General features: G+C 66.4%; 20 protein-coding genes and 1 pseudogene. 13 read left to right on the top strand and 8 right to left on the bottom strand.

The features are described 5' to 3' along the window. Window positions 1-25 precede the first annotated feature (25 nt). Complete coding sequence (locus ACVWYO_RS17760; RefSeq protein ID WP_457353031.1) at window positions 26-712, top strand: HAD hydrolase-like protein; 687 nt, start codon at window positions 26-28, stop codon at window positions 710-712. Here ACVWYO_RS17760 and ACVWYO_RS17755 read toward each other — a convergent pair. Genes ACVWYO_RS17755 through ACVWYO_RS17740 form a run of 4 tightly spaced genes read right to left on the bottom strand, consistent with a single transcriptional unit; the run spans window position 704 to window position 3,306 of the window. Further along, entirely contained in the window at window positions 704-1,765 is a 1,062-nt protein-coding gene (locus ACVWYO_RS17755) for a nucleotidyltransferase domain-containing protein (RefSeq protein ID WP_457355037.1), read from the bottom strand. The genes ACVWYO_RS17760 and ACVWYO_RS17755 overlap by 9 nt on opposite strands. Beyond that, window positions 1,765-2,625: an HprK-related kinase A gene (locus ACVWYO_RS17750; RefSeq protein ID WP_457353029.1), complete on the bottom strand. Its 861-nt coding sequence runs from the start codon at window positions 2,623-2,625 to the stop codon at window positions 1,765-1,767. The genes ACVWYO_RS17755 and ACVWYO_RS17750 overlap by 1 nt, the downstream gene beginning before the upstream one ends. Continuing rightward, window positions 2,622-2,909 carry an HPr-rel-A system PqqD family peptide chaperone gene (locus ACVWYO_RS17745; protein ID WP_457353027.1) on the bottom strand — a complete coding sequence of 96 codons (288 nt, stop codon included), beginning with the start codon at window positions 2,907-2,909 and terminating at the stop codon, window positions 2,622-2,624. Before ACVWYO_RS17745 ends, ACVWYO_RS17750 begins: the two co-directional genes overlap by 4 nt. Window positions 2,910-2,913: 4 nt before the next feature. Further along, on the bottom strand, window positions 2,914-3,306 hold the full coding sequence (locus ACVWYO_RS17740) for a hypothetical protein (RefSeq protein ID WP_140849509.1): 393 nt from the start codon (window positions 3,304-3,306) through the stop codon (window positions 2,914-2,916). A 79-nt stretch (window positions 3,307-3,385) separates the two neighbouring features. On the opposite strand from ACVWYO_RS17740, the gene ACVWYO_RS17735 reads away from it, so the two are divergent. The 9 genes and pseudogenes from ACVWYO_RS17735 to ACVWYO_RS17695 all read left to right on the top strand — a co-directional run bounded on the left by ACVWYO_RS17735 (window position 3,386) and on the right by ACVWYO_RS17695 (window position 12,168). Then, complete coding sequence (locus tag ACVWYO_RS17735; RefSeq protein ID WP_457353024.1) at window positions 3,386-4,621, top strand: ATP-binding protein; 1,236 nt, start codon at window positions 3,386-3,388, stop codon at window positions 4,619-4,621. Window positions 4,622-4,695: 74 nt separating this feature from the next. Continuing rightward, window positions 4,696-5,761: pseudogene (locus ACVWYO_RS17730) on the top strand (substrate-binding domain-containing protein). Between the two features lie 42 nt (window positions 5,762-5,803). After that, window positions 5,804-7,180 (top strand): phosphate ABC transporter permease subunit PstC, encoded by a 1,377-nt coding sequence (gene pstC / locus ACVWYO_RS17725; protein ID WP_457353022.1) that lies wholly within the window; start codon window positions 5,804-5,806, stop codon window positions 7,178-7,180. Between the two features lie 91 nt (window positions 7,181-7,271). Then, the gene (gene pstA / locus ACVWYO_RS17720) at window positions 7,272-8,486 is read left to right on the top strand and encodes a phosphate ABC transporter permease PstA (RefSeq protein ID WP_457355035.1); all 1,215 of its coding nucleotides are present in this window, start codon (window positions 7,272-7,274) and stop codon (window positions 8,484-8,486) included. Then, window positions 8,483-9,253, top strand: coding sequence for a phosphate ABC transporter ATP-binding protein PstB (gene pstB / locus ACVWYO_RS17715; RefSeq protein WP_457353020.1), 771 nt, complete (start codon window positions 8,483-8,485; stop codon window positions 9,251-9,253). Before pstA ends, pstB begins: the two co-directional genes overlap by 4 nt. Window positions 9,254-9,259: 6 nt before the next feature. Continuing rightward, window positions 9,260-9,958: a phosphate signaling complex protein PhoU gene (gene phoU / locus ACVWYO_RS17710; protein WP_457353018.1), complete on the top strand. Its 699-nt coding sequence runs from the start codon at window positions 9,260-9,262 to the stop codon at window positions 9,956-9,958. 5 nt (window positions 9,959-9,963) lie between these two features. After that, on the top strand, window positions 9,964-10,656 hold the full coding sequence (gene phoB, locus ACVWYO_RS17705) for a phosphate regulon transcriptional regulator PhoB (protein WP_010187105.1): 693 nt from the start codon (window positions 9,964-9,966) through the stop codon (window positions 10,654-10,656). A gap of 82 nt (window positions 10,657-10,738) precedes the next feature. Next, window positions 10,739-11,101 (top strand): hypothetical protein, encoded by a 363-nt coding sequence (locus ACVWYO_RS17700; protein ID WP_457353015.1) that lies wholly within the window; start codon window positions 10,739-10,741, stop codon window positions 11,099-11,101. Window positions 11,102-11,268: 167 nt separating this feature from the next. After that, window positions 11,269-12,168, top strand: a complete 900-nt coding sequence (locus ACVWYO_RS17695) for an SDR family NAD(P)-dependent oxidoreductase (RefSeq protein ID WP_457353013.1) — start codon at window positions 11,269-11,271, stop codon at window positions 12,166-12,168. A 57-nt stretch (window positions 12,169-12,225) separates the two neighbouring features. Here ACVWYO_RS17695 and ACVWYO_RS17690 read toward each other — a convergent pair whose 3' ends face one another. After that, on the bottom strand, window positions 12,226-12,567 hold the full coding sequence (locus ACVWYO_RS17690; RefSeq protein ID WP_457353011.1) for a DUF2794 domain-containing protein: 342 nt from the start codon (window positions 12,565-12,567) through the stop codon (window positions 12,226-12,228). Beyond that, window positions 12,567-13,247, bottom strand: coding sequence for a serine O-acetyltransferase EpsC (epsC, locus tag ACVWYO_RS17685; RefSeq protein WP_457353009.1), 681 nt, complete (start codon window positions 13,245-13,247; stop codon window positions 12,567-12,569). Before epsC ends, ACVWYO_RS17690 begins: the two co-directional genes overlap by 1 nt. Window positions 13,248-13,380: 133 nt before the next feature. Between epsC and ACVWYO_RS17680 the strand changes: the two genes are divergently transcribed. After that, window positions 13,381-14,163 carry a sulfite exporter TauE/SafE family protein gene (locus tag ACVWYO_RS17680; protein WP_457353007.1) on the top strand — a complete coding sequence of 261 codons (783 nt, stop codon included), beginning with the start codon at window positions 13,381-13,383 and terminating at the stop codon, window positions 14,161-14,163. 3 nt (window positions 14,164-14,166) lie between these two features. Here ACVWYO_RS17680 and ACVWYO_RS17675 read toward each other — a convergent pair whose 3' ends face one another. Both ACVWYO_RS17675 and ACVWYO_RS17670 read right to left on the bottom strand, forming a co-directional pair. Beyond that, on the bottom strand, window positions 14,167-14,688 hold the full coding sequence (locus ACVWYO_RS17675) for a carboxymuconolactone decarboxylase family protein (protein ID WP_457353005.1): 522 nt from the start codon (window positions 14,686-14,688) through the stop codon (window positions 14,167-14,169). A gap of 134 nt (window positions 14,689-14,822) precedes the next feature. Further along, window positions 14,823-15,365, bottom strand: a complete 543-nt coding sequence (locus ACVWYO_RS17670; protein ID WP_457353003.1) for a peroxiredoxin — start codon at window positions 15,363-15,365, stop codon at window positions 14,823-14,825. A 144-nt stretch (window positions 15,366-15,509) separates the two neighbouring features. Here ACVWYO_RS17670 and ACVWYO_RS17665 point away from each other — a divergent pair, with 144 nt between their 5' ends. Together ACVWYO_RS17665 and ACVWYO_RS17660 are read left to right on the top strand one after the other, a co-directional pair. Then, the gene (locus ACVWYO_RS17665; RefSeq protein ID WP_457353001.1) at window positions 15,510-16,409 is read left to right on the top strand and encodes a hydrogen peroxide-inducible genes activator; all 900 of its coding nucleotides are present in this window, start codon (window positions 15,510-15,512) and stop codon (window positions 16,407-16,409) included. Between the two features lie 78 nt (window positions 16,410-16,487). Then, a complete protein-coding gene (locus ACVWYO_RS17660; protein ID WP_457352999.1) occupies window positions 16,488-17,153 on the top strand; it encodes a fasciclin domain-containing protein in 666 nt (221 codons plus the stop codon). Window positions 17,154-17,160: the final 7 nt, after the last annotated feature.

Genomic DNA, 17,160 nt, shown 5'->3' with positions numbered 1-17,160 from the left:
TAGCAACCCTGCCAGGCGGGAGCGCATGACGACGAATTCATTCAAGATCGTGGGGTTCGACCTCGACGGCACCCTGGTCGACAGCAGCGGCGACCTCGCCGCCGCGGTCAACGACACGCTCGCCTCGGCCGGGCGACCGCTGCTCAGCGTGGCGCAGGTCAAGACGATGCTCGGCGGCGGCGCCAAGCATATGCTGGCGCAAGGGCTCGAGGCGACTGGCGGCTGCACCCCCGAAGAGTTCCAGCCGCTCTACAAGCGGATGCTGGCCTATTACGGCGCGCATATCTCGGTCCATACGCGGCTCTTTCCCGGGGTGATCGAAGCGCTCGACCAGCTCGACGCGCGCGGTATCAAGAGCGCGGTCGTCACCAACAAGTTCGAAGGTTTCGCGCGCACGCTCATCGCCGATCTTGGACTGACCGAACGCTTCGCCTGCCTCATCGGCGGCGACACGATGGGCCCTGGCCTGTCAAAGCCGAATCGCGCACCGATCGACGAGATGATCCGGCGCTGCGGCGGCCAAATCGGATCGACTCGCGCCGCGTTCGTCGGCGATACGGTCTATGACATCATGGCGGCGAAAAACGCCGGAATCCCCGGCATCGCGGTCAGCTTCGGCTTCCCGGTCGCGCCTGCCGAGGAGCTGGGCGCCGATGCGGTGATCGATTCATTCGACGAACTGCTGCCGGCGCTCGATCGTCTGTCAGCCTGAGGCCGGCCCGGCGCCGCCCTTGCGCCACTTGGTCCACAGGTGGCGCGCGAGCATCGCGGGCGGCATCCGCAGCCAGTGCGAGCGGATGTAGAACGCCATCCGCGTGAACGGGCGCGTCGCCCGGCCCCATCCGTCGCGCGCAGTGACCCGACGAAGGTAAAGTCGGTCGGACCAGCGCTTGTTCAGGTCGATCCTGATCGGCGCGGTGTATCCGACAGCCGGCGTATCATAGAGCTGCCAGCAAAGGCGTAGCGCGCGCTGGACCTGAGAAGACAGGCCCGCCTCCGCGGCGCGCCCGTAAAGACTCACATAGAAGTCGGCCTGCGTTGCCGCGAGCTGGCGACAAAGCTGGTCGATATCCCACAGGTTGCGCATCCCGCCCGCCAGATCGCCATCTGCAAACAGATGCGCGGCCGCATGGACGATCATGTCCTCAGGCGACAGCGCCCAAAGCCCCGGCGCGACCTCGACCGCATCGGCGAGCAGCGCCGCCGCATCGGGCGTCACCCGCGCGGTCAGCGGCAAGATCGTATGGTGGACGTCGATCATCCGGTCGCGGTCGCGGTGGATCAGCGGCGGGAGTTCGTGCATCCACTGCCGGTAATATGCGTCGTCATAGGGGTCGGGCTTCACCCACTCCCACCCGGCTTCGAGCAACGCAGTCTCGACCGCATCGAGCGAGGCACGCGGCACGAGGATGTCGAGATCGCCGATCGACCGCCCCTGCCCTGCCTGCAAATCGGCCGCGACGAAGGCAGTGCCCTTGAGCAAGACGACACGCTCGCCGAGCGGCGCCAGCGCGCGGCGGGCGGCTTCGGCTTCCCACAAGGCGACGACGCGGCCCTGCTCCGCGGATCGCGCCGCATCGCCGAGGATCCGTCCAACCGCGGCCGGGACTGGCACCTCGCCAAGCCGCCACGCCAGCGTGCCAAGCATCTGTTCGGCGCGCGCGATCGCGAGCAAGGCAGTCCAGCCGTCGGCGTCCAACCCCAGCGTGCTTTCCGGCAGGCGGAGCGCGCGCGCCAGCAGCCAGCCGTCGGGCGCGCGGCGCATCATCGCGCGGCCCACGCCGCCTCCACTTGCGCGATCGCGCTGGCGGTATCGGGATAGTCGATCGCGCGCGCCGGGACCGAGGTCACGAGGCGCGTCAATGCGTCGAAGCCTCGCTCGCCGAGCGCGACATAATTGGTCGAGGCCTGGGTCAGCCGCACGAACACCTCGCTCGGCGCCACATCGCGTGCGGCGGGTTCGAAGCCGAAGCTCGGGAACAGGATCAGCGCCGGGCGCGCCGGCTGCGTCATCGTTGCGATCGCCTGCGCATCGGGGACGAAATGCCGGATCGTGCCCTTTGGGGTTCCCTCTAGCAGGGGGCCGAAGCGATCCGCGGTCGCCTCCGCCGCAACGGTCGCGATGCTCGCATTCTTGAGGCTGACGAGCCGCGGAAAGGCATGGAGATGTCCCGTTTCGGGATCGAGCAATGCAAATTCATCGCCCATCAGCCGCCATCCGCGCAGCGACAGCAACGCGGCGAGCGTCGATTTGCCTGCGCCCGACACGCCCGTCATCACGAGCGCCTGACCATCGCGCTCGACGACCGAGGCGTGGAGCAGCAGATAGCGGCGCTGCCCGAGCGCCATCTGCAGGTTCATCCCCATCTCGGCGGCGAGCAGTCCTTGGGCGAGCGGCAGCGGCGCCGCCTCGGGCAGCACGAAATCGCCGCCGATCATCACCGACGGACGCAGGACGCGCCGCCACGGTCGCGCGGCAAACAACCGCACGGTAAAATCGGGAACGTCATCGGCAGGCCGCGGATACGCGCGATAGAGCGTCTCGAGCTGCGCGATCGGCGCGCGCCAGTCCGAGCCGATGCGGAACCCGACCGGCCCGATCGCGACATTGAAGACATGCTTCATGCCCGCGACACCAGGCCGGTCGCGACGAGTTCGTCGAGCCGCTCGCGCAGGACATCGGCATCGGCATCGCCCAGCGCATAGTCGCGCGCGAGCCGCTCGAGCAGCGCGACGCGCGTCATCCCCGCCTCGCCGAGCGTCGCGAGAATCTCGGGCGCAGGCGCGGTAATCAGGTGCGTGATACCCGAGGCGCGGTGATAGACCGCGGCGAAACTGTCGAGATGGACGATGCTCAGGCTTTCGGCCCGCGCCATGCGGTAGAGGACGGTCTCGTCCGCCGGATCCACGGCCTCAGCCGCGCGGCATCTGCAACGACGCGAAGCAGGTGAAGCCGCTCGTCCCCGATTGCAGCCGCCGGATGTAATTGGTGTAGGCGCGGCTCTGCTGGTAATTCGTCCCCGGCAGCTGCCCGCCGGCGAGCGCAGTCTTGACCTCTTCGCCCTTGAACGGTCGCCCGGGCGGGGCAAACGCGCCCGGGGTCCGCGCGGGGACGGTGGTCCCGTCGGCGGCGATATAGCTCCCAGCCCGCCCGGGATCGGGCACCGGGATCTCGCAGGTCGAGATCGACGCGGTGGTCGCGGCGAGCGCCGGACGGATCGAAACGACCGCGGCGGCACCGGCCGCGCCTAGCATGAGCGCGCGGCGACGCGTTGCATTCGGGCTTTCGGGCGGAACGTCGGTCATGGTGACAGCCATTTCACATTCGCAAATCGCTGGCAAGCAAGGCTATCGAGCTTAAGCATCTTTGGGCTAAAGCAGCCAAATGCTCCAAGGTTTCGGTTCTCGTACGATCACGGCGATCGGCCTCATCGTGGTCGCGGCGATCGCGGTGTTTCTGCTCGCCGGCGATCTGCAGCCCGCATTGGTCACTCTTGTCGGCGGAATCGCGGCGGCGCTCGTTGCGACGGGAACCGGCGACGGGCCGATCGAGACGCCCCGCCCCGTCCCCGCGCCCGCCGTGCTGGTGTCGCCCGAAACGCAGGATGTGATCGAGGCGATCGTCGAACCCGTGCTGATCGTCGCCGAAGGTCGCGTCACGCAGGCCAATGCGGTCGCGCTCGGGCTGCTCGGCAAGCATATCGTTGGCGAGGATGTCCGCGTCGCGATCCGCCATCCCGGCGCTGCCGAGCGGCTTGCCGGGCCCGCCGGAGAGACGTCGCAAGGGCCGATCAACCTGGTCGGGCTCGGTACACTCGACCAGCATTGGGAGATGCATGTCAGCCCGGCGGCGCGCGGGCAGCGCATCGTCCAGCTCGTCGATCGCACCGGCAATTACGCCGCCGAGCGGATGCGCGTCGATTTCGTCGCCAATGCCAGCCACGAGCTGCGCACCCCGCTCGCCTCGATCCTCGGCTATATCGAGACGCTCGGCGACGACAAAGCGGGCGAGGATGCGCAGGTCCGCGGGCGCTTCCTCAAGATCATGTTCGACGAGGCGCGACGGATGCAACGGCTGGTCGAGGATCTCATCTCGCTCAGCCGGATCGAGGCGGAAAAATATCGCCTGCCGGATCGCGCGGTCGATGTCGGCGCGCTGATCGGCGAAGTGCGCTCCGAACTGCTCGACGCGCAGGACAAGCGCAGTACCGACATCGTCGCCGATCTCGACCTGAGCGTGCCACCCGTCGCGGGCGACCGCGCGCAATTGAGCCAGGTGCTCCACAATCTCATCGGCAACGCGATGAAATATGGCCGCGCCGGCACGCCGGTGACGGTCAAGCTGTGGCGCGATCCGGCCGGCATGGTGCGGATCAGCGTGACCGACGAGGGCGAAGGCATCGCGCCCGAACATCTCCCGCGATTGACCGAGCGCTTCTACCGCGTCGATCCCGGCCGCAGCCGTGCGGCTGGCGGGACCGGGCTCGGCCTCGCGATCGTCAAACATATCATCGAACGCCACCGCGGCCGCTTCGATGTCGCGAGCATCGTGGGCAAGGGCACGACCGTGACAATTCTGCTTCCTGCGCACGGTCAGACGGGCACTGTCATCAAACTGTAACCACAGTGTCACACAGGCTGCCTGTCGCACTGCTATCGCGACTCTACGGACCATCCGGTCCGAGGGGAGATTCCATGAACCGGAAACGCGCGATCATCGCTCTTGCCGCCTGCAGTGCGGTAGCGTTGGCACTGACTGCTTGCCAGGATCAGGCGAATGGCGGGGGTGCGGGGTCGCGCGACCACATCACCGTCGTCGGGTCGTCGACGGTGTTCCCCTTCACCACGATCGTCGCCGAGCAGCTCATCAACAAGACGCCGGGCATGAAATCGCCCGCGATCGAATCGACCGGCACCGGCGGCGGGATGAAGCTGTTCTGCGCCGGTGTCGGCGCGGCACATCCCGACATCGAGGACGCCTCGCGTCGGATGAAGGCGAGCGAGTATCGGCTGTGCAAGGACAATGGCGTCGATGCGATCCTGGAGGTCCAGGTCGGGCTCGACGGTGTCGCTTTCGCCGAATCGAAGAGCGGCCCTAAGCTGCAGCTGACCGCGGTCGATCTCTACAAGGCGCTCGCCGCCAGCCCGATGGGCCAGCCCAACACCGCCAAGACGTGGAAGGACGTCAACCCGGCGCTGCCCGCAATCCCGATCCAGGTCTATGGCCCGCCCTCGACCAGCGGCACGCGCGATGCGCTGGCCGAACTGATCCTCGCCAAGGGCTGCGACGCGATCAACCCGGCGCTCGCCGACAAGAAGGAAAAGGACGCCGCCGGTTATGCCAAGAGCTGCACCGCGATCCGCGAGGATGGCGCCTATGTCGATGCCGGCGAGAACGATAATCTGATCGTCCAGAAGCTCCAGTCGAAACCCCAATGCGATCGGCATCTTCGGCTATTCGTATCTCGAGCAAAACAAGGACAAGCTCAACGGCGTACCGATCAACGGCGTCGAGCCGACCTATGAGACGATCGCGCGCGGCGCCTATCCGGGTTCGCGACCGCTCTACCTCTACGTCAAGAAGGCGCACCTCACCGCGATCAAGGGCCTGCGCGAATTCCTCGCGGTCTACGCCCAGTCGTGGGATCCCAAGGGACCGCTCGTCGCCAAGGGGCTGATCGCCGCGCCCGACGACGTGCGCAAGCGCAGCGCTGAGATCATCAAGGCCGAAGCAACGCTGGATCCGTCCAAGCTGCTCTGACCGCCTTTTCCACACCTCGAACACGAAGTCGAAACACCCGCTTTGTCGATCCTTACTCTATCCCTCGTCATCGCGGGGCTCGGCCTGATCGGCTGGCTGACGGCGCGGATGCGCGCCGTCGGCTTCCGCCGCGGCAGCACCGCGCGGTTCAGCTCGCTGCCGTCGCATTTCGGCGGCTATGTCGCCTTGTGGACGGTGCTGCCCGCCGCACTGTTTCTGTGCGTCTGGGCGTCGACCTCGCCCGCGCTGGTGACCGACCGCGTTCTGCACGATCCCGTCGCCGCGCAATTGCCGCCGCCGGGGTTCGACCGTGCGGCGATCCTGTCCGAAGCGCGCAGCCTTGCTTCGGGCAACAGCTTCGGCGCGTTCAACCCGTTGTCGCAGAAACTCGCGCCGGCTTATGCCGCCGCGCAGAATCGCAACGACTGGATCGGCTCGGCGGTCGCCTTGCTGCTCGCCTTCGCGACCGGCGGGTTCGCCTATACCCGCGTCCGCCCCGATTTCCGCGCGCGCAGCAAGATCGAACGCGTCGTGATGGCGTGCCTGCTCGCCGCCTCGCTGATCGCGATCGTGACGACGATGGGGATCGTTGCGTCGCTGCTGTTCGAATCGTGGCGCTTCTTCAGCGTCGTGCCAATCACCGATTTCCTGTTCGGCACGCATTGGAGCCCGCAGGTCATCGATCCCGCCGACCCGGGCAAGACGCTCGGCGCGGTGCCGTTGTTCTGGGGCACCTTCTTCATCGGCGCGGTGATCGCGATGCTCGTCGCGATCCCGTTCGGGCTGATGAGCGCGGTATACCTCACGCAATATGCGACGCCGCGCGCACGGCGCTGGATGAAGCCCATTCTCGAGGTGCTCGCGGGCGTGCCGACCGTGGTTTACGGCTATTTCGCCGCGCTGACGGTGGCGCCGGCGGTGCGCGATGTCGCGGTGTCGCTCGGCATTACCTGGGCGAGTTCGGAAAGCGCGCTTGCCGCAGGGCTGGTGATGGGGGTGATGATTATCCCGTTCGTGTCCTCGATGGCGGATGATTCGCTCGCCGCCGTGCCGGGCGCGATGCGCGACGGCAGCCTCGCGATGGGCGCGACCTCGTCCGAGACGATCCGGCGCGTGCTGCTCCCGGCCGCACTGCCCGGCGTCGTCGGCGGCGTCCTGCTCGCGGTCAGCCGCGCGATCGGCGAGACGATGATCGTCGTGATGGCCGCGAGCGGCGTTGCCACGCTCACGCTCAACCCGTTCGCCAGCGCGACGACCGTCACCAAGCAGATCGTCGATCTGCTCACCGGCGAGGCCGAGTTCGACAGCCCCAAGACGCTTGCCGCCTTCGCGCTCGGGCTCACGCTGTTCGTCATCACCCTGCTCCTCAACATCGTCGCGCTGACGGTCGTGAAACGGTATCGCGAAGCTTATGAGTGACGCTCCCCCCCTCAGCGGGCTCGTCCCCGGCGTCGCGACCACCGCGACTGGCCCCGCCGAGCGCGCACCGACCGACTGGCGCACGCAATCGATGCAGCGCCGCATCCGCAAGCGCTATGCCGCCGAGCGGCGCTTCCGGCTGCTCGGGTTGGCAGCGGTCGTGCTCTCGGCGGGGTTCCTCGCCGTGTTGCTCGTGACGATGGTGTATAACGGCGCGAGCGGGTTCCTGCAGACGCGGATCGCTCTCCCGGTCGACTTCGCGCATTCGGGCCTGCTGCTGACGCCTGCCGAACTGCGCGGGCCCGGCGCCGATCTGGCACTGTCGACCGCCAATATCGAAGGCCTGACCGACAGCTCGGCCCGAGCCGCGTTCGGCCCCGACGGCGATCGCTGGGTGTCCGACGGCGGCTGGCTGCGCGTCCGCGAAGCGTTGAAGCGCGACCCGGCGTTGCTCAGCGCGCGTACGACGATCTGGGTGCCCGCCGCTGACACGATCGATGTCGCCGCCAAGCGCCCGGGCGATCCCGCCTCCGAGGCAATCGTCGCAAAGCTGCAGGCCCGCCAGGCGATCTCCACGGGCTTCAACCTGCCGTTCCTGACGTCGTCGGATTCCAACGATCCGACGCGCGCGGGCATCTGGGGCGCGTTCAAGGGGTCGCTGTTCACCATGCTCGTGACGCTGCTGATCGCCTTCCCGGTCGGCGTGCTATCGGCGCTCTATCTCGAGGAATATGCGCCGCGGAACCGCTGGACCGATCTGATCGAGGTCTCGATCAACAATCTCGCCGCGGTGCCGTCGATCATCTTCGGCCTGCTCGGGCTCGCGGTGTTCCTCGGCACGTTCGGCCTGCCGCGCTCGGCGTCGATCGTCGGCGGCCTGACGCTCGCGCTGATGACGATGCCGGTCATCGTGATCTCCGGCCGCAACGCGATCAAGGGCGTCCCACCCTCGATCCGCGATGCGGCGCTCGGCGTCGGGGCAAGCCCGATTCAGGTCGTCTTCCACCACGTCCTGCCGCTCGCCCTCCCCGGCATCCTGACCGGCACGATCATCGGCATGGCGCGCGCGCTCGGCGAGACCGCGCCGCTGCTGATGATCGGCATGCGCGCCTTCATCGCCTCGCCGCCCGCGCGGCTGACCGATCCGGCGACCGTGCTGCCGGTGCAGATCTTCCTGTGGTCCGATCAGATCGATCGCGGCTTCGTCGAAAAGACCAGTGCGGCGATCATCGTCCTGCTGGTCTTCCTGCTCGCGATGAACGGCTTCGCGATCTACCTCCGCAACAAATTCGAGACCCGCTGGTGACCCTGACCAATCATCCCAAGATTTCCGCGCAGCACGTCACCGTCTGGTACGGCGCGAAGAAGGCGATCGACGACGTGTCGCTCGATTTCGGATCGGATCATGTCACCTCGCTGATCGGCCCGTCCGGCTGCGGCAAGTCGACCTTCCTGCGCACGCTCAACCGGATGAACGACACCATCGCCTCGGCCAAGGTCGAGGGCGACATCACCCTCGACGGCGAGGATATCTACGCCCCCGAGATGGACGTGGTGCAGCTCCGCGCCCGCGTCGGCATGGTGTTCCAGAAGCCAAACCCGTTCCCCAAGTCGATCTTCGAGAACGTCGCCTACGGACCGCGCATCCATGGCCTTGCCGGGAACAAGAGCCAGCTCAGCGCGATCGTCGAACAGTCGCTGCGCCGCGCCGGGTTATGGGACGAAGTTAAGGATCGCCTGACCGACAGCGGCACCGCGCTGTCGGGCGGTCAGCAGCAGCGGCTGTGCATCGCACGCGCGATCGCGGTCGATCCCGAGGTGATCCTGATGGACGAGCCGTGCTCGGCGCTCGATCCGATCGCGACCGCCAAGATCGAGGAGTTGATCCACGAATTGAAGGGCCGCTACGCGATCGTGATCGTCACGCACAACATGCAGCAAGCCGCGCGCGTCTCGCAGCGGACCGCCTTCTTCCACCTCGGCAGCGTGGTCGAATATGGTGCGACGTCGGACATCTTCACCAATCCTCGGCAGGAACGTACCAAGGATTACATCACCGGCCGGTACGGTTGAGAGGACATGCCATTGAACGATCATACGGTTAAGGCCTTCGATGCCGATATCGGCCAGCTCCGTGGCCTCATCGCGCAGATGGGCGGAATGGCCGAGCACGCCATCGCCGGCGCGATGGAAGCGCTGCGCCGCCACGATCTAGAAGGCGCGCAGCTCATCATTGCGGGCGACAAGAAACTGGACGCGCTCGAGCTCGAGGTCGAACAGCTCGCGGTGCGCATCATCGCGCTGCGCGCGCCGCTTGCCGACGATCTGCGCGAAGTCGTCGCCGCGCTCAAGATCGCCGGGGTGATCGAGCGGATCGGCGATTATGCCAAGAACATCGCCAAGCGCGTCCCCTCGATCGACAGCCATGGCGAGATCGAACCGCTCTCGGTGCTGCCCGCGATGTCGGCGCTCGCAGTGCGGATGGTCCACGATGCGCTCGACGCATTCGCGGCGCGCGATCCCGATGCCGCGGTCGAAGTGTGCCGGCGCGACCGCGAAGTCGACGATTTCTACAACAGCCTGTTCCGCGTGCTCGTCACCCACATGATGGAGAACCCGCGGACGATCGGCCAGGTCACGCAACTCCTGTTCATCGCCAAGAATCTCGAACGCGTCGGTGACCACGCAACGAACATCGCCGAGATGATCTACTACGCCGCAACCGGTACGCACATGGTCGAACGCGACCGTGGCGCCCTTCCCAGCCTGACGGAGTAAACGATATGGCCCGCGCCAAAATGCTGCTGGTGGAAGACGATGCGGCGCTCGCCGAGCTGCTGATCTGGCATTTCAAACGCGAGGATTTCGAGATCGCGCAGACGCCCGACGGCGAGGAAGCGCTGCTGCTCGCCAAGGAGAACACGCCCGACATCGTGCTGCTCGACTGGATGGTCGAGGGGCTGTCGGGGATCGAAGTGTGCCGCCGCCTGCGCCGCATGCCCGAGACCGCCAACGTGCCGATCATCATGCTGACCGCGCGCGGCGAGGAAGAGGATCGCGTCCGCGGGCTCGAAACGGGCGCCGACGATTACGTCACCAAGCCTTTCTCTCCACGCGAACTCGTCGCGCGTGTCGGCGCGGTGCTGCGCCGCGTGCGCCCGGCGCTGGCGGGCGAGCAGTTGACCTATTCGGACATCGAGATGGATACGGTCGGCCACAAGGTCCGCCGCTCGGGCGAGGTCATCCCGCTCGGGCCGACCGAGTTCCGCCTGCTCAAGCATTTCCTCGAGCATCCCGGCTGGGTCTTCTCGCGCGAGCGGCTGCTCGATGCGGTGTGGGGCCATGACAGCGATATCGAGAGCCGCACCGTCGACGTCCACATCCGGCGCCTACGCAAGGCAATCAACCGCGGCGACCGCCCCGATATCATCCGCACCGTGCGCTCGGCGGGCTACGCACTCGATTCGGGAGCGTAAAGATTATTGGGACCCATGCGGCACAATGTGCGTTTGACCCGACGAGCAGCACACCAAGCTGCCCGTTCGCAGGAGACTGTTTATGAAGATCATGATGTTCGCGGCGCTCGCCGCTGCCGTCGCCATGCCCGCTTTGGCGCAAACCACGCCCGCCCCGGCTACCCCCGACGCGATGAGCCAGCCGGCCCCGGCGCAGACCATGCCCGCCCAGCCCGCTCCCGCCGCAGACCCCGCCATGGCACAGCCCGCTGCCCCCGCTGCTGATCCGGCAATGGCGCAGCCGACGACAACCCCCGCCGCGAATGCTGCGATGGCGACGCCGTCGGCACCGATGGCAGCGACCGGCGACTACCCGCCGTGCTCGCGGACGGTGAAGGATGGTTGCACCGAGCGTTCGAACGCCGCTGGTGCGCGCGTTCACGGCAAGCGCATGCACAAGCGCTAAGGCAGCGCCGGAATTTTTCCGGCCGCAGCCTGCCAGACTTGCCGTTACGGCCGGCGTGCAGAAGCTCTGCACGCCGGCTTTTTCGTATCTGCAGTATGCCGATCGCGGCTTGCACGTGGCGCGCAAATGCCTAGGACGCGCCTCAAACCACCTAGAGGAGTCCATCCATGTCCATCCGTTTCGATGATAAGGTCGCCATCGTCACCGGCGCCGGCGGCGGTCTCGGTCGCGCCTATGCGCTCGAACTCGCCAAGCGCGGCGCGAAGGTCGTGGTCAACGATCTCGGCGGCTCGCGCGATGGCACCGGGCATTCCGACGCGGCGCTGATGGTCGTCGAGGAAATCAAGGCAGCCGGCGGCGAGGCGATCTCGAACGGCGGCAGCGTCACCGAATATGAGCAGATGGTCGAAATGGTCGCCAAGGCCAAGGAGACCTGGGGCGGCGTTCACATCCTCATCAACAACGCCGGCGTGCTGCGCGACAAGAGCTTCGCCAAGATGGAGCCGGCCGATTTCAAGTTCGTGATCGACGTCCACCTCAACGGCTCGGCCAACGTCACCAAGGCGGTGTGGGACACGATGCGCGCGCAGAATTATGGCCGCATCCTGATGACCGCGTCGTCGACCGGCCTCTACGGCAATTTCGGCCAGGCGAATTACGGCGCGGCCAAGCTCGGCCTTGCCGGGCTCACCAAGACGCTCGCGATCGAGGGTGCCAAGAACAACATCAAGGTCAACACGATCGCGCCGACCGCCGGCACGCGGATGACCGAGGACCTGTTCCCGGCCGAGGCGTTCGCCGCCTTCGCGCCCGAGAAGGTCGCCCCCGCTGCGCTCTACCTCGTCTCGGAAGAGTCGCCGACCAACATGATCATCGGCGCGGGCGCGGGCGTGTTCCAGGCGGCCTATGTGACGCTGACGCAGGGCAAGCTGCTCAGCGGCGACGATCTCTCGCCCGAGGGCATCGCGGCGCATTGGGCCGAGATCACCGACCGAGCGGGTGAGATGACCCCGCAGAACGGTGCCGAGCAGTCGATGAGCATCCTCAAGAAGCTGCAGGGCGGCTGACCATAATGTCGCCTCGGCCACCGTGGCCGGGGCGACATTTACCTGACCCGCGATCGATCAGTCGACGATTTTCATCAGTCGCCGCTCGACGGGAGCGAGCACCGGCCCCAGCTCAGGCCCGCGCTTGAGCACCATGCCATGCTCGCCGATAAGCGCCCACATCCCTTGCTTGTGGCGCAAGGCGGGACGCTTCTCGATCCTGAATTCGGGGCGCTCGGCCGCCCGGCGGAACGCCGCGAAGACTGCGGCGTCATACCCGAGGTCGATCGCATAATCGCGCCACAGCCCGGCGGCGACCATGCGCCCGTAAAGATCGAGGATCCGGTTGAGTTCGAGGCGTTCGAAGCCGATCTGCAGCGGCACGCCGCGCGGCCCCGGAAAGGGGGTGATCGTCCCCATCAAGCCCGATCGCGCACGTCGTGATTTTCCACCAGCAAGGCGTCGAGCCGCTTGCGCATCGTCTCGAGTTCACAGCGCAGCAGTTCGACCTTCTGCGTCGCGGGGTCGAACATGTCGCGGCACGGCGTGCCGTATGCCAGAAACTCGACGGGCTTCTGTCCGCCCTCGACCATCGTCGCGCGCGCGGGGATTCCGACCATCACCGCGCCCTCGACGACGTCGCGGGTCACGACCGCATTGGCACCGACGCGCGAGCCCTTGTTGAGCGTGATCGGCCCGAGCACCTGCGCGCCCGAACCGATGATGACATTGTCGCACAAGGTCGGGTGACGCTTGCCGGCCACGCCATTGTCTGGGCTCGTTCCGCCGAGCGTGACGCACTGATAGATGGTGACGTTGTCGCCGATATCGGCGGTCTCGCCGATCACGACGAAGCCGTGGTCGATGAAGAAGTTGCGCCCGATGGTCGCACCCGGATGAATGTCGATCGCGGTCATGAAGCGCGAGAAATGGTTCATCGCGCGCGCAAGGAAGAACCACCGCGCCTTGAACAGGCGATGCGCGATGCGATGATAGCCAAGCGCCCAGACGCCCGGATAGGTCAGGATCTCGAGCCGCGAACGCGGGGCGGGATCGCGAGCCTTGATCGAATCGAGATAGGCGATCAATCGTCCCATCATTACGGTTTCCCCTTCATCTGCGCGGTATCTAGTCGTTCGATCGGTCGAATTAAAGGCGCGTCCGGTCGCTAACTTTATCGAACAAAACCCCATCTTTCTTGTGGGATTTGGAAAAAGGCGCGATCTGCTGACGATGCCAGACCTTGCGACCATAGATTTTCCCGCGATTTTTGCGGCGATGCTGCCGTTCATCCTGATCGGCTTTGCCGCGCAAGTGGTCGATGGTGCGCTCGGCATGGCGTTCGGGGTTATCAATAATACACTGCTCGTCGTGCTGCTCGGGATGCCGCCGGCCCTTGCCTCGGCGAGCGTCCACGCGGTCGAAACCTTCACCACCGCGGCGTCTGGAATCAGCCACATCGCGCATCGCAACGTCGACTGGCGGCTGTTCCGGCGGTTGGTGATCCCCGGGATGATCGGCGGCGCGCTCGGCGCCTATGTGCTGAGCAACATCGACGGCGCGGTCGCGCGGCCGTTCGTGATGGCCTATCTCTCGCTGATGGGGTTGTATCTGCTCTACCGCGCCTATCGTGGACCGGTGACGCCCAAGCAGCCCAAGATCATCGAGCCGCTGGGCCTGGTCGGCGGTTTCCTCGATGCTGCGGGCGGCGGCGGCTGGGGGCCGGTCGTGACCTCGAACCTGCTCGTCCAGGGTGCTGCGCCGCGCACGACGATCGGTACGGTCAACACCTCGGAATTCTTCCTCACCGCGACGATCTCGGCGACCTTCATCGCGACGCTCGGGCTCAAGGCCTTCACGCTGCAGACGCTCGGCATCCTGATCGGCGGGCTGCTCGCGGCGCCAATCGGCGCGGTCGTCGCCAAGCGCGTGCCAGCGCGCAAGCTGATGGCGATGGTCGGCGGGCTGCTGACGGTGACGAGCGCCTACTCGGTATGGTCGGCGCTCGCCACCTGAGCGTCAGTTGATCGCCGAATGCACCGTGGCGACGGCCTTCATCACCGCGCCGATCCGCACCGCGGTCTGGATCGCCTCGGCCTTCGCGCCGGCCTTTTTGAGGATCTGCTCATGGCTGTCGATGCACATGCCGCAGCCGTTGATCGCCGAGACGGCGAGGCTGAACAGTTCGAAATCGACCTTCTCGATCCCCGGCTGGCCGATCACGTTCATCCGCAGCTTGGCGGGCATCGTCTGATACTCGGCATTCCCGGCCAAATGCGTGAAGCGATAATAGACGTTGTTCATCGCCATCACCGCAGCGGCGGCGCGCGCCGCGGTGACGGCCTCGGGCGAGAGCTTCGAGGCGACCTCTGCTTCGGCCGCATCGACCAGCGGGTTGTAGCCAGTGGCGTGCGCGCAGCACAGGAACAGGCCATACTTCTGCTGGTCGGGCAGATGCGCTTCATTGAGCAGCGAGCCGACGTTGAGGCGGATGTCCTTGGCGAAATCCGGGAGCGTCCCGGCGAAATCCTTGAGCGACATGAGGGTCTACTTTCTTGCTCCCCTCCCGCTTGCGGGAGGGGCTGGGGGAGGGCCTGACATAGAAAAGGGGCGTCCGTATCGCGGCACGCCCCTCCCCTAACCCCTCCCGCAAGCGGGAGGGGAATGCCGTCTAGTTACGCTGCGACCTGGAGGACGTCGTCGCCCTTGTTCCAGTTGCACGGGCAGAGTTCGTCGGTCTGCAGCGCGTCGAGCACGCGCAGCGTCTCGGCAGGGTTCCGGCCGACGTTGAGGCCGTTGACCTGGACTGCCTGGATGATGTTGTCCGGATCGATGATGAAGGTCGCACGAAACGCGACATGCTCGTCCTTGTCGAGAATACCGAGCTGCGATGCGAGCACGCCACCGTTATCGGCCAACCACGGGAAGTCGGCTGCGGCGAGATCGGGATCCGACTTGCGCCAAGCGAGGTGGACGTGTGCAGTGTCGGTCGACGCGCCGATCAGCACGGCGTCACGGTCCTCGAAATCGCCCTTGAGGCCGGCATAGCCGACGATCTCGGTCGGGCAGACGAAGGTGAAGTCCTTCGGCCAGTAGAACAGCACCTTCCACTTGCCGGGAAAGGCGTCCTGGCTGAGCGTCTCACCGGCGGGGAGCGCCGAGACGCCCTGCTGGACGGGAACGGTAAAGTCGGGGAGCTTGTCGCCGATGGTCAACATGTCTTGGGCCTCCTGAAAAATTGGGGCCTCGTCGGACATCCTCCTGCGCGGCGCTGGGCACCGTCTCGTTGCAGCCTCCATATAGGGACTGTTCTTATCGATCCAATGGGTTATTTGTCGCCGACTGATCGACTGGAGCGATGAATGGCAACCTACCTGCCGACCTTGAAGCAATTGCAATATCTTGCCGCGCTGCAGGACCACGGGCATTTCGGCCGCGCGGCCGAGGCCTGTTTCGTCACGCAATCAACGCTTTCGGCGGGCATTCGCGAACTCGAGACGCTGATCGGGGTCACGTTGGTCGAGCGCACGCGCCGCGTGGTGCGCTTCACCCCGCTCGGCGACCGGATCGCCGACAAGGCGCGGCGCGTCCTGCGCGAGGCGGAGGAACTGGGCGACATGGCGCGCGCCGCCGGGCGGCCGCTGTCGGGCGAGATGCGGATGAGCGTCATCCCGACGATCGCACCGTTCATGCTGCCCCGCATCCTGCCGCGGTTGCGGCGCGATTATCCCGACCTCAAGCTTTTCCTGCGCGAGGAGCCAAGCGGCGCTGCGTGCGAAGGACTCCATCATGGCCGCGCCGATTGCGTGCTGCTCGCCCTCCCCTTCGCCTGTGGCGAGGTCGCCTCGCAGGCGCTGTTCGACGATCGCCTGTTCGTCGCGGGGCAGCCGGGCGAAATGGGCAATATCGATCGCGCAATGCCGCCGTCCGAAATCGACGAGACCCGGCTGCTGCTGCTCGAGGACGGGCATTGCCTCAAGGATCATGCGCTGTCGGCGTGCGCGCGGCCGGAACTGCGCGCCGAGGCGACGATGCTTGGCACCTCGCTTCACACCATCGTGCAGATGATCGACAATGGCCTGGGGCTGACGATGCTGCCCGAGATGGCGCTCAACGCCGGCATTCTCGATCACACCAGCCTGGTCGCGCGCCCGCTCGACGCAGCCAATCCGTCGCGCAAGATCGCGCTCGTCTGGCGGCGCGGATCCCCGCGCGAAAAGGACTTCCAGCTGCTCGCCACCGCACTCGCCGAAGCCATATGACGAAACCATTTCGGCTCTGAACCGTATTTATGACACGCCGTTCATCGAGCGCGCGTCCCAATCGAGTGGAGAACCGGGATGACCTTCAAGACCAACCTCTATCTTTCGGCGATGGCCGGAGCACTGATCGTCGGCGCTGCAGCAACCGCACAGACCACCTCTGCCCCCGCAACCGCCGGCACGCAGACCGCGCCGACCGCGGGCATGCCCGCAGCCGGCCAGACCGCCCCGGCAACCGCCGCTCCCGCAGCGGGTGCCAATCCGACCGTCGGCGGCGCCGTGATGGACGCGACCAAGCCGATCACCGTCAACGCGTCGGCCGCGCCGAACCTCAGCACGCTGGTAACCGCGGTGAAGGCGGCCGGTCTCGCGACGACGCTGTCGGGCCCCGGCCCGTTTACGGTGTTCGCGCCGACCAACGACGCCTTCACGCGTCTCGCGCCCGGCACGGTCGCCACGCTGATGAAGCCTGAGAACAAGGCGACGCTCGCCAAGGTGCTGACCTATCACGTCATCCCCGGCACGCTGACGCTGGCCGATCTGCAGGCGAAGGTGACGGCCGGCGGCGGCAAGGCCTCCTTGGTCACGGTCGAAGGCGATCCGCTAATCGTCGAGACGGTCGGCAGCGCGGTGCAGCTGACCGACGTCAATGGTAACAAGAGCTATATCGAGACGGCGGACGTCAAGCAGTCGAACGGCGTCGTCCACGTCGTCAACGGCGTCGTATTGCCCAAGCTCAGCTAAAATGATG

Source organism: Sphingomonas sp. UYP23, assembly GCF_054059235.1.
This window is presented reverse-complemented; position numbering and strand designations above follow the sequence as displayed.